Below are 14,691 nucleotides of genomic sequence, written 5' to 3'. Positions count from 1 at the left end.
ACCCCAAGGGTCCGGCAATATGACCAAAACCGGAATGATCGATTTTCGCGGCGTCAACAAATGGTTCGGCGCGCTCAATGTGCTCAGGGATATCACGCTCAGCGTCGAACCGCGCGAGGTGGTCGTGGTCTGCGGCCCGAGCGGCTCGGGCAAGAGCACCTTGATACGCTGCATCAACGGGCTGGAGACGATCCGCGACGGCGACTTGGTGGTCGACGGCCAGCGCCTCGGCGACCCCGCCACCAACATGACGCGGCTGCGCACCGAGATCGGCTTCGTCTTCCAGTCGTTCAATCTCTATCCGCACAAGACAGCGCTGGAGAACGTCACGCTCGCTCCCATCCATGTGCGCAAGATCCCGCGCGCTGAAGCCGAGCAAGCCGGGCGCGAGTTACTGGCCAAGGTCGGGCTGGCTGACAAGGTCGATGCATATCCGGCACAGCTCTCCGGCGGCCAGCAGCAGCGCGTGGCGATCGCGCGCTGCCTCGGCATGCGCCCCAAGATCATGCTGTTCGACGAGCCGACCTCGGCGCTCGACCCCGAGATGATCTCGGAAGTGCTCGACGTGATGGTCGCGGTCGCCGAGGAAGGCATGACCATGATGGTGGTGACGCACGAAATGGGCTTTGCCCGCAAGGTCGCCCAGCGCGTCGTGTTCATGGATGCCGGCGCCATCGTCGAGAGCGGCACGCCGGACGAGTTCTTCTCGCATCCCAAGACCGACCGCAGCCGCGCCTTCCTGAGCAAGATCCTGCGGCACTAGAGTCAGGTTCGATCACCTGGCTGCCGCCAAAGGCCGAGATGCCGACGTGACTTTCGGTGTCTGAGGAATCTCCCTGCTTCGAAGGGCAAATCAATCCCGTGTTCGTGTGCTACCGCAATGGCCAGACCAGCATCAGCATCGGAACGGCGACCAGGATGACCAGGATCGACAGCGGCAGGCCGAGCCGCGGATAGTCGCTGAAACGGTAGCCGCCGGGGCCCATGACCAGCGTGTTGCACTGGTGGCCGATCGGAGTGAGGAAATCGCAGCCGGCACCGATCGCCACCGCCATCAGGAAAGCTTCAGGCCGATAGCCCAGCGTTGCGGCGAAGCTGGCGGCGATCGGCGCGACGACCAGAACCGTCGCTGCGTTGTTGAGGAACGGCGTCACGGCCATGGCGACGACCAGGATCAGCGCCAGCGCTCCGGCCGGCGGCAACGCGGCGCCGACATCGGCGAGCCACATGGCGATGACGTCGGTCGCACCGCTGCGGCGAAGTGAATTCGAGACCGGGATCAGCGTGGCGAGCATGACCAGGATCGGCCCATCGATGGCGCTGTAGATATCGCGTGCCGGAATGACGCGGAACAACACCATGGCGACGGCGGCGGTGAAGAAGGCGATCGGCACCGGCAGAAGGTCGCCGGCAGTGGAGCCCATCGCCGCCGCCAGGATGAGGACCGGGACGATTCCGTGCCGCACGCTGCCGAGCAGGATCGGGCGCTCGGCGAGCGGCAGCGCGCCGAGTTCGCGCAAAATGTCCGGTAAACGTAGCGGATTGCCTTGCAGCACGACCACGTCGCCCATCCGCAGCGTCACTGCGCCAAGGCGTTCGCTGATGCGCTCGCCTTTGCGGCTGACGGCCAGCAGGTTGACGTTGAAACGGTCGTAGAGCGCCAGCTGTTGCGCGGACCAGCCGATGAGCGGGGAATGTTCGCCCACGACGGCTTCGATGGCGGTGGAGGATTCGTTGCCGCCTCCCCCGGCCGCCTCGCGGCTGCCGGTGACGCTGAGCTTCGCCTGGGCGACGACGCGGTCGAGCGCCTCCGGCCGGCCTTCGACCAGCATGATGTCACCCTCGCGCAGGACTGCGTCGGGCAGCGGCATGATACGCTGAGCGCGAGCCCGCAGGATCGACGTGACCACCACTTCTCCTCGGGCATATTTCAGGAGGTCGGCCACGCTCTTGCCGTTGACCACCGAGTCGGCAACGACGCGCGCCTCGGTGACATAGCTGTGGCTGTCGAGTGCCTCGTGGATGGAACTGGACTCGCGGGTTCGCACCGGCACCAGCCAGTAGAACAGCGCCAGGAAGACGATACCAGCCGCCGCCAGTGCCGCACCGACCGGAGTGAAGTCGAACATGGTGAAGGCGGTGCCGGTGATTTCCTCGCGGATGCGCGAGACGACGATGTTGGGCGAAGTGCCGATCTGCGTCATCAGCCCGCCGAGCAGCGAGCCGAACGCCATCGGCATCAGGAACACCGAGGGCGAGGTGTTGGACCTGCGCGCGAACTGAAAGGCGATCGGGATCATGATCGCCAGCGCGCCGATATTCTTGATGAAGGCCGACAGTATGGTGACGACCGCGACCAGCAAGACGAGTTGGGCCCGGATACCCGTCACGTTTGGTGCGCAGCGCTGGAGGGCGAATTCCATGATGCCGGAGCGCGCGACGCCAGCGCTGACCAGCAGCGCGCTGCCAACGATGATGACGATGTCGTCGCTGAAGCCGGAAAACGCCTCGTCATATGGGACGACCCCAATGGCGAGCGCGGCGATCAGCGCGCCGCATGCAACGAGATCATAGCGGAAGCGGCCCCAGACGAACGCCGCCATCATGAGCGCGATGATGGCAAAGGCGAGAACCTGATTGATCAGCATCTACCGGACATTCCCTCGCTGCGGCTCAACCTGTCAACACCGCCTGAAGCAGTTGGTTGCAAGTGGAAAGCGCGAGGACGGATGACTTGCGCCGCCCCGCGCTACTTCAATCAGTGACCGGCGTCCGTGATCTCGGCGGGCTGCCGGCGGGATATCCCGGTCGAACCAGCGAAGGCTCGCGTCTTGCCTGCGGCCCTCGACGAGCTTGGGCTTCATAAGCGTTCGACAAGCCCTGCCAAAGTCGGTGCCGCTGTGGATAGGGGCGACTCTCCGAGCTTGATCGTCCAGCCCGTCAGTGGCCCGCCGGGATCATTGTTGCCCGGATCATGGTTGGAAGTCATCGTGTTCACAGCCCATCGAATGCGTGGAGAGTGTGGACGGTTGCAGACTGCACCGTCCAAACGTCAGCCGAAAGTAGCCAGAGGTTCAGCCCGGATCTCGACCCACTGGCAGCGCCGGGTGTCGTGATAGAAGGACTGGAAGGGCTGCGGGAACGACGGATCGGCGAAGGCGCCGACCGGGATGGCGACCAGGCCGGGCTGCGTGTCGATCCGGTAGTGGACATTGGTGCCGCAGTCCGGGCAGAAATTGTAGGTGACGCGGCCGCCCTCCTCGCCAACGCGCATGAACTCCGCCGATCGCCCCTCGATCGACACCTTGTCCTCGGGAAACCGGGCATTGAAGCTGAACGCGCTGCCGGTGCGCCGCTTGCAGGCCAGGCAATGGCATACCGAAACCCGTACCGGCTCACCTGAACAGGTTGCGGAAAGCTGACCGCAGGAACATTCGGCGCGGCGCGTGACCATGGCTGGCTCCTCCTCGAAAGATCTCACTGTGTGTCGGCGTGTGCCCCGAGCTCTGCCCGTTTCTCATCCGAGACGACGGCAAGGTCCAGCACCTTCTGCAGCTCGGCGGCATGGCGGAACGACGGCTCGGCCTGCACGCCGCTCAGCACCGCACCGGCAAAGCGCTGGTAGTTGGTCGGCACCGAGCCGGGGTCGAGGGCCTGCCATTTGGCGTTCTCGATGTCCTCGCCCATGCACGCCTTCAGCTCCGAGCCGTTCAGATTGTGCACGACTTCGACGCCGCCCTTGTCGCCATAGATGCGCAGCCTGAGTTCGTTGAGATGGCCGGTCGCCCAGCGGCTGGCGTGCACCACGCCGAACGCGCCGTTGGAGAAATCCAGCGCCATGGCGAAACTGTCATTGGCGTCGAGCTCGTATTCGCCGATCCGGTTGCCGGGCGCCTTGTCGAAGGTTCTCAGCCGGCAGAACACATGATCGACGTCGAGTGCGGCGCCATAGCTGGCGAAATCGAGGATGTGGATGCCGACATCGCCCAGCACGCCATTGGAGCCGTGGCCGCGCGACAGGCGCCACAGCCATTTCGGGTCGGTGCGCCAGTCGCCCCAGAATTTCGACACCAGCCAGCTCTGCAGATAGGACGCCTCGACATGCCGTACCTGGCCGATCTCGCCGGCCAGCACCATGGCGCGCGCCTTCTGCAGCGCCGCCACATTGCGATAGGTCAGGTTGACCATGTTGATGATGCCGGCCCGCTCGGCGGCGTCGGCCATCTCGCTGGCCTTCTCGAAGTTTTCCGCCAGCGGCTTTTCGCACAGCACCGGCTTGCCCGCCGCGACCAGCATCATCGTGGTCGGATGGTGGATGCGATCCGGCGTCACGTTTGCCGCCGCGTCGAACTCACCCCATGCCAGCGCATCCTCCAGTGAGGTGAAGCGATTGGGGATGCCGTGGCTGTCGGAAAATTCGTCGACGCGTTTACGGTCGACATCGACGGCGCCGACCAGTTCGACGCCATCGATCTTGCCGAACTGCCGGGCATGTTCCTGCGCCATCCAGCCGGTGCCGAGTATCAAAAGCCGCATGATTCTTATCCTCAGGATGGGGCTTTATCGTATTGTTTGACCATTGATTTTTCCGAATCGAAGGTTCGGATCACGGTCTAGCGGAAGCCGGCTTCGCCGGAGGCATGAAGTTTGCCGCCGCGCTCGACGATCGGCTCGAGCGCCTTTTCCACCGGCACGTTCGGCGCCTCGAGGACGGCCGGGTTTGACCCCAGCGGGTTGTGCGCCCATTTGACCGCGTTGCGCAGCACCTTCTGCACGGCGGCGTCGTGATAGGTGGGATAGGTCTCGTGCCCCGGCCTGAAATAGAAGATGTTTCCGGCGCCCCGGCGATAGGTCAGCCCCGACCGGAACACTTCGCCGCCCTGGAACCAGGAGATGAAGACCGTCTCCAGCGGCTCCGGAACGGCGAACTGCTCGCCATACATTTCCTCATTTTCGAGCTCGAAATACTCACCGATCCCGGCAGCGATCGGATGGCTGGGGCTGGTCACCCAGAGCCGCTCGCGCTCGCCCGCCTCGCGCCATTTCAGCGTGCACGGCGTGCCCATCAGCCTCTTGAAGATCTTCGAGAAATGGCCGGAATGCAGGACGATCAGCCCCATCCCTTCGAAGACGCGACGCGCCACGCGCTCGACGATTTCGTCGGCGACCGCGCCATGGTCCTTGTGTCCCCACCAGACGAGCACGTCGGTTTCGGCCAGACGGTCGGCTGGCAGGCCATGCTCCGGCTGCTCCAGCGTCGCGGTCGAGGCGGAGATCGCCTTGTCGGAATTCAGCGCCTTGGCGATCGTAGCGTGCATGCCCTCGGGGTAAATGCCCGCGACCACCTCATTGGTCCGCTCATGGATATTCTCGCCCCAGACGACAGCGCGTATTGTCATGACATCCTCTTGGTGAACCGGAGCCGACCCGCCCCGGCCAGTCATAGTCTGCCCGGCCGGGAATGAAAACGGTTTCGGTGGCGGCTACTGACAATCGGGTGCCGTGGCGGCATTCGTTCTCGCCGCTGCGGGTCTAGAGCATGATCCCGAAAAGTGGAATCCGGTTTTCGGAAAAATCATGCTCAAACAAAAAGATAGAGCCCCATCCCGATTCGATCGGGATGGAACAGGCTCTAGACGCCGAGCTCCTTCGCGATCCGCGTCAGCGGCTGCTTAGCCGCGCACGACGAGGCGCTTGATCTTGCCCTTCTTGTAGGCGGCTAGGAAGCGCGCATAGTCCTTGAAGGCCACGCAGCCATGGGATTCCGCACGGCCGCCGCGCAGCAGGTAGCTGTGGGCGAGCAGGCCGTCGCGGCCATATGTGTTGTTGCCGCCGGTGGGGGTGAGACGTATCGCCTCGACGCCGTAGAAGCGCGATTCGCGCAGCTTCAAGTCATAGGTGCCGGGCGGTGTCGGGCCGACATTCTTGCGGTTGGCGTAGCGCGGCTGATCGGCCATCGAGCCAATTCCCGAATGCGCCTCGAGTCGCGAACCGTCCGGCATATAGACGGTTTTCGCCGAGATATCGTAGACGGCGACGCCGCTGCCCAGGGATGGCCTGGTGAAAAGGTTCCTGAAGGCCCCGCCGACGCCGCGCTCAGGATTGTCCGGCTTGGCATAGGCCAGCATGTCGCCGCCCTGAGCTTTCGATCGCTTGGCCGGCTTGCCCTGGCCGCCTTGCGTGCCCGGGCCGCTTTGCGTGCCCGAGCCGCTTTGCGTGCTCTGGCTGGCACGCGTGTTCCGGCTGGCCGGGTTGCCTTGCACGCCTGGCAGAGCGGCGAGTGACGAATTGCGCGGCGACAAGGCTCCTGGAGATTGCGTCTCGACTTGCGGCGCGTCGACCGCCTTGCTTGCCTTGGCCTTGGATGCCTGGGCAGCCTTGGAAGGTTTGGCCGGCTGGGTGCTCGGTGCCTTGACCGCCGGCGCCTCGTCCGACTGCTCGATTTTCGCCTGTGGACGGAAATTTGGCACCGGAATGCTGTCGGGCATCTCGTCCTGCGGCGGCAGCGAGGCCACTTGCATTTCGCCCTGCTGCGGCTCTTGCGCGGCGGCAGCATCATTTGCCATTGCCGCGGGCGGCAGCACATCGATCATCTGTTCAGGGATCGTCTGTTCCGGCAATGCGTTCGCCAACGCCAGCGCCAGGCGCGAGGATCGTTCGATCTCCGCGACCTCAGGCCCGAAGCGCTCGGATGCGGGACCATGCAGGTCCGGCACGCGCGCGGCGCCTGCAAAGCGAGCCCCCACCGGCGGGCCGGCAAGCGCCAATGGTGCACCGGGGACGTGAGAAGAGGCATTGGCAAAGGCCGCGGCAAGCTTTTGCGGCGACAACGCAGCTTTCGCAACCACGCTGTCGAAGCGGTCACGAGGCATGGCAGCAGCGGCCTCGTTCAACCGCGCCAAAGGCTCGATGCGCGCCTCCTTGTCATCGTGCGAGAAGCTGCCGGCGGCGTGCACACAGCCGGCGTCGCATCGATTGAGCAGCGACGCCTGCCGGCCGGTCGAGAGCTGCGGCGCCCATGAATGGGCCCAGGAATTTGGAAACGTGCTGCGCTGATCGGCGAACGCGATGGTGCGCGGTGAACGCAGGCTCTGCGGCAGGCTGTTGGAAGCGGCAGTGAGCGATGCCCCCACCGAGTAGAGGCCGGCCATGGTCGCCACCGACCACAAAACGACCGCTGCGCCGACGGCTGGAACCGCGACCCAACGCAGGCTGGGCCTCATCGAAGTCAATCCAGATGGATTGTCACCCCGGCTTTTCGAATACAAAAACGCCATACAACACTCTCAATCGGCTTGCCGGCTTGCGCCCTCGCATCCGTTACGATCACAGTTCGCCTGATGCCCCCCGGCACCCTTCGCTGCTGTTGCCGATTGATTCAAAAGATGGACAAAGTTGGTTAACCAATCCCTCCACCGGTCGCCGATTTGGCGGCGGTCACTTCGAAATATTCGTCCTTCATGACTATGAAAGTGGCGAAATTGCCCTCCATATGCGGCTTTGCTGCCCGTTTTCGCCGGTCGAGTCAAGCAAACGAAATGACTAGACCTTGCTGGCGCGTGGCGGTTGGAGACCCGTTCGGGCCCAAAAAACGATCGGCGGCGACGACAAGCCACGTTTCTGACCGTGGAGGCTTCGTTCGGCTAACCGCCCTATGCCGCCTGCAGTTTTTCCATCGGCCGCAGATTCTGGTTCATGCGGAACAGATTCAGCGGGTCGTAGCGCTGCTTGATCTCCAGAAGCCGCCGATAGTTGTCGCCATAGGCCGCTTCGACCCTGTCGACCTCGTCCTCGGGCATGAAATTCACGTAGGCCGTGCCTGCGGCATAGGGCTTGGCCGCCTCATAGATGCCGCGCGCCCAGTCGATGCAGGCCTCGTCCATTCCCGGTTCGCGCCAGCGGGCGTGGACATTCATGACAAAATGCGCGCTGCGCTGCGGGAACGCCGTTGCGTCCGCTTTCACCCGGCCCGCCGCGCCGCCGACATGGCCAAGGAATATTTCGCATTCAGGCCCCGGAAGCCTTGGTATCGCTGCCGTGACGACCTCGATTGCGCTATCGGAAAGCCCGGTGAAATCATGGCTCTTCCAATAGTTGCGGGCGCCTGATGTAAGCAACGGATCGAATGCCTGCTGCCAGCCCGCGAACGGATTGGGACCGACGACATCGACAATCGGCGTGCCGATGGCGCGAAGCCTTTTCGTCGCTCTCTTTCCCTCCTGAAGGTCGCCGCAATAGCACATGGCCAGAACCAGCACCTCCTTGCCGTGCCATTCAGCCGGCAGGAAGGGCAGTGGCGGCGCCTGCCGCATGACCACCCAGCAGGTCAGTTCATCGGGCGCCAGTTCGAGCGCATCACGGTATTGCCGCAGCACCTCCTGGGCATCGGCGAAGGGATGAACGACAAGTCCCGACAGAACCTGGGGACCGACACGGTGAAGCTTGAACTCGAAAGCCGTGACGACGCCGAAATTGCCGCCGCCGCCACGCAGCGCCCAGAACAGGTCCGGATTCTCGGTCTGGCTGACGCGCAGCAGCTTGCCGTCGGCGGTCACCACATCGGCGCTGAGAAGATTGTCGATGGTCAGGCCGAATTTTCGCGTCAGCCAGCCGAAGCCGCCACCCAGCGTCAGGCCGGATATGCCGGTGGTCGAGTTGATTCCCGTCGGTATCGCCAGTCCGAAAGCCTGCGTTTCCAGGTCGACATCGGCAAGCGTCGCCCCAGGCTCCACCCATACACGCCGCGTCGGCGGATCGACCCGCACCGATTTCATCGGCGAAAGATCGATCATCAGGCCACCGTCGCAGACGGCGCTGCCGGCAATGTTGTGGCCGCCGCCGCGAACAGCGACGAGAAGCCGGTTTTCCCTGGCGAAGTTCACGGCGGCAATGACATCGGCGGCGCCGGCACAGCGCACGATCAGCCCTGGCCGCCGGTCGATCATGGCATTCCAGATGCTGCGTGCCTCGTCATAGGCGCCATCGCCTTCCCTCAGCACCGTGCCGCGCAATTGCGTCGAAAGCGCTTCCAGCGCCGCGACATCGATCGTCGTCTTGCCGCGTTCGAGTGTAGTGAGGCTCATGCTGTTCATGGTTTCCTCCCGCTTTGCTTATGAGCCGTGCTTACGAGCCGTCTTCCCGTCCAACTCGGCAGTGTGCACTTATATTAGAGATCGCGCAAGTTCGTGCCGGACGCTTCCACACGACCGTTTCTGTGTGGAGGACAATGGCGAGCCAGAGGCCGGTAAAATCCAGTCCATGATGTTTTTGGAACCATGCGACGGCCGGCAGAGTTAGGCGTTTGACTGACCGATGCACAGGAGATCTCTGATGGCACCGCGCAGAAAACCCGACGATCAGCCCGAGGGCCCGACAATCGAACAGCAGGATTGGGACGCGATCAAAGGCGCCAACATTCTAAAGGAAAGCGTGCCGGCAAACGGCGACATCCGTTACGATGTCGAAAAGGACGCCGAACTGCCCGAGGAAGACGACGACAATCCGTACCAGAACAGCGACGAAGCGCTGCCGGACGACGAGGAGGAACGCGCTATTTCGCGGAACCCTTCAAAGGAAGACATCGACGAGCCGTGAACGGCGGCACTTCATGGCCGCGTCCACTTTACAGTGTTGACCTTCCAGCCGCTGGAAGGTGTATCTCCGTTGCAAACGGAGATTCCATCATGAACATCGGCATCGCGTCCGAAAAGTCCGGCCTTCCGCCGAAGACGATACGTTATTACGAGGACATCGGCCTCGTGCACCCGGTCCGGACGGACAATGGCTATCGCGATTATTCGACTGCCGACATCCACCGCCTACGGTTCCTGCAGCGTTCGCGTAGCCTGGGATTTTCGGTCGACGAGTGTCGGCAATTGCTGTCGCTTTATCACGACAAGGACCGTGAGAGCGCCGACGTGAAGACCATCGCGCAAGCCAAGTTGGTGGAGATCGACAGAAAGATCGCCGAACTGGCTGGATTGCGGCAACTGCTGCATCATCTGGTCGAACACTGCCATGGCGACGAGCGGCCGGATTGTCCGATCATCGACGAGTTGGCGGGAGAAGGCATGGCGCAGTGAGACGGGCTGCGGCTGCGGTGATCCTGTCGCTTGCCTGCGCCTCCGCGGTCGCCGGCTCCGGCCCTGACGCGATCGTCGCCACGCGCCAGTCCTCGATGAGGGAGATGGCCGCTGCCGCGAGAACGATCGCCGGGATGTTCGACGGCAGGCGGGCCTATGACGCAGCGGCGTTCCAGGCGGCGGCCAAGACCGTCCGCGCCCGGACTGGCCCTGCCCTCATCGACGAATTTCCCAGCACGACATTGGGCGCGCCTTCGGGTGCCAAGCTGGAAATCGATCAAGCCCGTTCGGAATTCGAGGCACTGGCCCGTCACACAGAGCGCCCGCTACATGGCCGATACGGTCAATGTCGGCCCCGGACAGCGCTATGACGTGCTGTGGCGGGCGCAAAGACCGGGGAAATGGCTGTTGCATTGCCACATCCCGCACCACACGACCAACAACAATGTCGAGGTTAAGGGCGGCGGCGGCCTGATGATGATCATGGATGTGGCGCCGGGCTAATATCCCGGCCCGGTGCCCAATTCGCTGCGCCGCCAGGCCGCCGGCGAGATCCCCACCGAGCGCTTGAACTCCCGCCCGAAATGATAGACGTCGCAGAAGCCGCAGGCCTCTGCGATCTCGCCCAGGGGCTGGTCGCTCTGCACCAGCAGCGACTGCGCCTGCATCAGCCGCTCGCGCATCAGCCATTGATGCGGGCTCGTGCGCAGATGCTTCTGGAACAGCCGCCGGATCTGCGAAGGGCCGAGCCCCGTGACCGCGGACAGGTCGGGTGCGGTCCAGTTGAATCCGGGTTCGCCGCGCATTGCGTCCACGGCGGCGGCCAGCGCCTTCGGCAGATCGTCGATGCCGGTGCCGGCCAGCGCACGGTCGACCAAAAGCACGAATTCGGCGACCAGTTGGTTGAGTCTGAGGTCGAGACTGGCGTCGCGCCGCCGCAGCGCCGCAAACAGCCGCTCGAACCAGGGCACCGGGTTCATCGCGTCGGTGAAGACGGTCCGCAGGCTGCCCTCGCCGAACAGCTTGCGGCGCAGGATGGCCGGGTCCGGCCCGTCGAGCCTGAACCAGAGCAGGCTCCACGGGTCGTGCTCATCGGCGGCATGCACATGCGGCGCCTCGTTCGCCATCCACACCAGTTGGCTCGGCCGAACCTCGAGCCGCTGCCCCAGCGTCTCGACGACGCCGCGGCCCGCCAGGCAATAGAGGATGTCCTGGCCGGGATAGGCCGCGCGTTCTATCCGGTAATCCGGCGCCGCGGCGACCTTGCCGGCGCGCAGCACACTGAACGCCGTGCGCGTCCAGCCGGCGGCCGGCACATAGTGGAAACTCTCGACAACGGACGTTCTTGCTCTCATGCGCGTTTTATACAAAAACAGCGCTCTGCTGTCCATTTTGTTCCCCGTCGGGCGCCGCTATGGTCGCTCTCAAGAGGCAGGCGGGATCGGCATTCATTAGCCCTCGCCTTGTCCGGGCTTCAAGGCGCAGGGCGCCAAGGACGGCCCCGTTCGCGAAGACCAGGGAGGCAAGACGATGCTCGCGATGACCAAGGCTGAAAAGGAGCGCTACACCAGCGATGGATACATCATTCGCCAGGGGCTGCTGACCACGGCGGAGGTGGACGACTTCCGCGATCACGCGCGCAGGCAATTGGAAGCGGAAAACAAGAGCGGCGCCGTCATGGCCAAAGGCGACAAGGAAGGCAAGACGACGCTTCTGAAGATGTGGACCAAGGCCGAGGACGACAAATACGGGCTGCTCGCACGCGACGAGCGCATGGTCGATCTCGCCGAGGCCGCCGTCGGCAAGCCAATCTATCTCTACAGCCACAAGATGACGATGAAGCAGCCCAACGAGGGCGGCGCCTGGGAATGGCACCAGGATTTCGGCTATTGGTATAATTACGGCTGTCTCGCGCCGGACATGATGAGCATCTATGTCGCGCTCGACAAGGCGACCCGCGAGAATGGCTGCCTGCAGGTGCTCAAGGGTTCGCACAAGCTCGGCCGTCTCAACCATATCCGCGAGAACGACCAGACCAATGTCGAGCAGGAGCATCTGGAAGCCGCGCTGAAGCGCTACGAGCATATCTATGTCGAGATGGAAGCCGGCGACGCGCTGATCTTCGACGGCAATCTGCTGCATCGCTCCGACGCCAACCGCTCCAATACCTATCGCTGGGGCTATATCTGCTCCTACAACGCCATCGAGAACGCGCCGTTCAAGAAGGTGCGCGAATACGGAAACTACGATGAGTTGCGCAAGGTGCCGGCCGGCTCTTTCCGCAAGGCGTCCTGAGGCCAAAGCAAGGCGTGGACGATCGCGCCCGCGCCGGACCTTGATCCCCTGAACCTTCGGGCTGGAAAAGATCAGGTCGAACAAAGAGATAGGGCCAAATCCTGAATCTATTTGGGATGATCAGGCTCTCATGCATCGATCGGGGCGCGAGCTCTGCCTGGGTCGATGAGGGAAGAACGGGAGGGCGGGGCCGGTCGCGACCGGCATCTCGCCGCACGCAGGGAGGATGCTGAATGGCCGATGCGGTCAGGACCGGCGCGCGCGCGCCAGCCACGGACCGAATGACGTTGGCGCGGCTGTTGCGGGCGCGCGAGGCAGGCGTGTTCATCGCGCTGCTCGCGCTGTGCCTGTTTTTGTCCTTCGCCACCGACGGATTCCTGACGTCGCTCAACCTGCTCAATGTCGGTCGCCAGATCTCCCTGCTCGGGATCATGGCGGTCGGCATGACGTTCGTGCTGATCGCCGGCGAGGTCGACCTGTCGGTCGGCTCGACTTATGCATTCTCGGGCCTTGCCACCGGCATGCTGATCATCGCCGGCTGGGCGCTGCTGCCGGCGATCGGGGTGGGCCTCGCCACCGGCGTCGCCATCGGCCTCATCAACGGCGTGCTTTCCACCTATGGCCGCTTGCCCTCGCTGATCGCGACGCTCGGCATGCTCTCCATCGTGCGCGGCGCCGCCCTCATCCTGACCAACGGCCAGCCGGTGACGGTAAACGCCCGCAACGGCGCCCTGCCCGACGTCTTGCAGGCTTTCGGCTTCATGGGTCAGGGCTATCTGTTCAGCATCGTCCCGATGCAGCTCGTCTTTTTCGTCATTATCGCCGCACTCGCCTGGGTGGTGCTGGCCTTCTCCAATTTCGGCTTCCGCGTCTATGCCGTCGGCGGCAGCGCCAAGGCGGCGCGCGTCTCCGGCATCTCCGTCAACTCCGTCAAGATCTACGCCTTCGTGCTGATGGGCGTGCTGGCGGCCTTCGCCGGCATTTTGAGCATGGCCTTCCTGCCCAGCGGCCAGGCCGGACGCACCGGCGTCGGGCTGGAGCTCGATGTCATCGCGGCGACCATCGTCGGCGGCGCTTCGCTGTCGGGCGGCGAAGGCACCATCCTCGGCACCATCCTTGGCGTGCTGATTATCGGCGTCATGCGCAACGGGCTGGTGCTGATGGGCGTGTCGCCTTTTGTCCAGGAGCTGATGATCGGTCTGGTCATCATCATTGCGGTCGGCATCGACAAATGGAGCACGCGTCGCACGAGCTGAAAGCAGAGCAACCAACAGGTCAAATCAAGGGCCAAACAAGGGAGGACTATCCATGAAACTCAGACATGTCATTCTCGCAGCCGCACTCAGCCTGCTGCCGCTGTCGGCCCATGCCGGCGCCAAGCTCGCCGATTTCGCGCTGGCCGACCGCATCAAGGCCAAGATCGCCGCCGGTCAGCCGCTCGACATCTACGTCTCCTACCATGACGTCTCCAACGAATTCGCGCCGTTCATGAAGACCGGCGTCGAGCGCGCCGCCAAGGAGGACAAGGTCAGCGCCCAGTTCATCGGTCCCGTCGGCGCCGATGCCGACGGCCAGATCAGCGAGATCGAGACGCTGATGGGCAAGATGGACGGGTTGGCGATCTCCTCGGTCTCGACCGACGCGCTGGCGCCGCTGATCGATCGCGTGATCGCCGCCGGCATCCCGGTCGTGACCTTCAACACCGACAATCCGGAGAGCAAGCGCCTCGCCTTCGCCGGCCAGGACCTCGTCCAGTCCGGCCGCGAGGCCGGCAAGCTGATGGCCAAGGTGCTGGGCGGCAAGGGCAAGGTGATGATCACCACGATCGATGCCGCCGCCCAGTGGTCGCTCGACCGCGAAAACGGCGCGCGCGAGGCGCTCAAGGCCGAACCCGGCATCGAGGTGGTCTCCACGCTCAACACCGGCACCGATCCGCAGAAGATCTATGCTGCGATCGAGAATGCCATGCTGGCCAATCCGGCAATCTCCGGCGTGCTGTCGCTTGAATGCTGCTCGACGCCGGCCGCCGGCACCTGGGTCGAACGCAACAGCGCCGCCGACAAGGTCAAGGTGGTCGGATTCGACCTGCTCGACCAGACAGTGCAGCTCGTACAGGACGGCAATGTCCAGGCGACGATCGACCAGGCGCCGGAAAAGCAGGGTTTTGCCGCGGTCGACCTGATCGTGCAGTTCCTGAAAGGCCAGCCGATCGAAAATCTCGACACCGGCGTCGGCGTCTACACCAAGGAAAACATCGCCGAGGTCGCCAAGAAGTAGCATGCCAGCGTAACGCGAGCTGCCGGCCACTGAGGTC

At 63.8% G+C, this 14,691-nt stretch carries 14 protein-coding genes and 1 pseudogene; 8 read left to right on the top strand and 7 right to left on the bottom strand.

The features are described from left to right. Positions 1–19 precede the first annotated feature (19 nt). Complete coding sequence (locus AC0L2H_RS10740) at positions 20–763, top strand: amino acid ABC transporter ATP-binding protein (protein ID WP_107650929.1); 744 nt, start codon at positions 20–22, stop codon at positions 761–763. A gap of 109 nt (positions 764–872) precedes the next feature. Here AC0L2H_RS10740 and AC0L2H_RS10735 read toward each other — a convergent pair whose 3' ends face one another. The 6 genes from AC0L2H_RS10735 to AC0L2H_RS10710 all read right to left on the bottom strand — a co-directional run bounded on the left by AC0L2H_RS10735 (position 873) and on the right by AC0L2H_RS10710 (position 9,092). Beyond that, positions 873–2,648 carry an SLC13 family permease gene (locus AC0L2H_RS10735; protein ID WP_473590170.1) on the bottom strand — a complete coding sequence of 592 codons (1,776 nt, stop codon included), beginning with the start codon at positions 2,646–2,648 and terminating at the stop codon, positions 873–875. A 404-nt stretch (positions 2,649–3,052) separates the two neighbouring features. Continuing rightward, positions 3,053–3,454 (bottom strand): GFA family protein, encoded by a 402-nt coding sequence (locus tag AC0L2H_RS10730; RefSeq protein WP_473590169.1) that lies wholly within the window; start codon positions 3,452–3,454, stop codon positions 3,053–3,055. Positions 3,455–3,477: 23 nt separating this feature from the next. Further along, positions 3,478–4,536: a Gfo/Idh/MocA family protein gene (locus AC0L2H_RS10725; protein ID WP_473590168.1), complete on the bottom strand. Its 1,059-nt coding sequence runs from the start codon at positions 4,534–4,536 to the stop codon at positions 3,478–3,480. A 77-nt stretch (positions 4,537–4,613) separates the two neighbouring features. Further along, positions 4,614–5,399 (bottom strand): ThuA domain-containing protein, encoded by a 786-nt coding sequence (locus tag AC0L2H_RS10720; RefSeq protein ID WP_473590167.1) that lies wholly within the window; start codon positions 5,397–5,399, stop codon positions 4,614–4,616. A 273-nt stretch (positions 5,400–5,672) separates the two neighbouring features. Then, a complete protein-coding gene (locus AC0L2H_RS10715; RefSeq protein ID WP_473590166.1) occupies positions 5,673–7,223 on the bottom strand; it encodes a DUF2778 domain-containing protein in 1,551 nt (516 codons plus the stop codon). Positions 7,224–7,652: 429 nt separating this feature from the next. Next, positions 7,653–9,092 (bottom strand): FAD-binding oxidoreductase, encoded by a 1,440-nt coding sequence (locus tag AC0L2H_RS10710; RefSeq protein ID WP_473590165.1) that lies wholly within the window; start codon positions 9,090–9,092, stop codon positions 7,653–7,655. Between the two features lie 238 nt (positions 9,093–9,330). Between AC0L2H_RS10710 and AC0L2H_RS10705 the strand changes: the two genes are divergently transcribed. The 4 genes and pseudogenes from AC0L2H_RS10705 to AC0L2H_RS10690 all read left to right on the top strand — a co-directional run. Next, the gene (locus tag AC0L2H_RS10705) at positions 9,331–9,594 is read left to right on the top strand and encodes a hypothetical protein (protein WP_473590164.1); all 264 of its coding nucleotides are present in this window, start codon (positions 9,331–9,333) and stop codon (positions 9,592–9,594) included. An 89-nt stretch (positions 9,595–9,683) separates the two neighbouring features. Beyond that, positions 9,684–10,082: a Cu(I)-responsive transcriptional regulator gene (cueR, locus tag AC0L2H_RS10700; protein WP_473590163.1), complete on the top strand. Its 399-nt coding sequence runs from the start codon at positions 9,684–9,686 to the stop codon at positions 10,080–10,082. Between the two features lie 95 nt (positions 10,083–10,177). Next, complete coding sequence (locus tag AC0L2H_RS10695; RefSeq protein ID WP_473590371.1) at positions 10,178–10,453, top strand: cytochrome c; 276 nt, start codon at positions 10,178–10,180, stop codon at positions 10,451–10,453. Then, positions 10,401–10,586: pseudogene (locus tag AC0L2H_RS10690) on the top strand (multicopper oxidase domain-containing protein); the annotation flags it as partial. The gene AC0L2H_RS10695 and the pseudogene AC0L2H_RS10690, both read left to right, overlap by 53 nt. On the opposite strand, the gene AC0L2H_RS10685 reads toward AC0L2H_RS10690, so the two are convergent. Beyond that, positions 10,583–11,437: an AraC family transcriptional regulator gene (locus tag AC0L2H_RS10685; protein ID WP_473590162.1), complete on the bottom strand. Its 855-nt coding sequence runs from the start codon at positions 11,435–11,437 to the stop codon at positions 10,583–10,585. The pseudogene AC0L2H_RS10690 and the gene AC0L2H_RS10685 overlap by 4 nt on opposite strands. A gap of 175 nt (positions 11,438–11,612) precedes the next feature. Between AC0L2H_RS10685 and AC0L2H_RS10680 the strand changes: the two genes are divergently transcribed. The 3 genes from AC0L2H_RS10680 to AC0L2H_RS10670 all read left to right on the top strand — a co-directional run bounded on the left by AC0L2H_RS10680 (position 11,613) and on the right by AC0L2H_RS10670 (position 14,654). Further along, entirely contained in the window at positions 11,613–12,377 is a 765-nt protein-coding gene (locus tag AC0L2H_RS10680; RefSeq protein ID WP_473590161.1) for a phytanoyl-CoA dioxygenase family protein, read from the top strand. A gap of 233 nt (positions 12,378–12,610) precedes the next feature. Next, positions 12,611–13,633 (top strand): ABC transporter permease, encoded by a 1,023-nt coding sequence (locus AC0L2H_RS10675; RefSeq protein ID WP_473590160.1) that lies wholly within the window; start codon positions 12,611–12,613, stop codon positions 13,631–13,633. A gap of 52 nt (positions 13,634–13,685) precedes the next feature. After that, positions 13,686–14,654 (top strand): sugar ABC transporter substrate-binding protein, encoded by a 969-nt coding sequence (locus AC0L2H_RS10670; protein WP_473590159.1) that lies wholly within the window; start codon positions 13,686–13,688, stop codon positions 14,652–14,654. The last annotated feature ends 37 nt before the right edge of the window (positions 14,655–14,691 follow it).

It is taken from the genome of Mesorhizobium sp. WSM4871 (genome assembly GCF_055811295.1).
The sequence above is the reverse complement of the archived record's forward strand: the minus strand, read 5'-3'. Positions and strand labels throughout refer to the sequence as shown.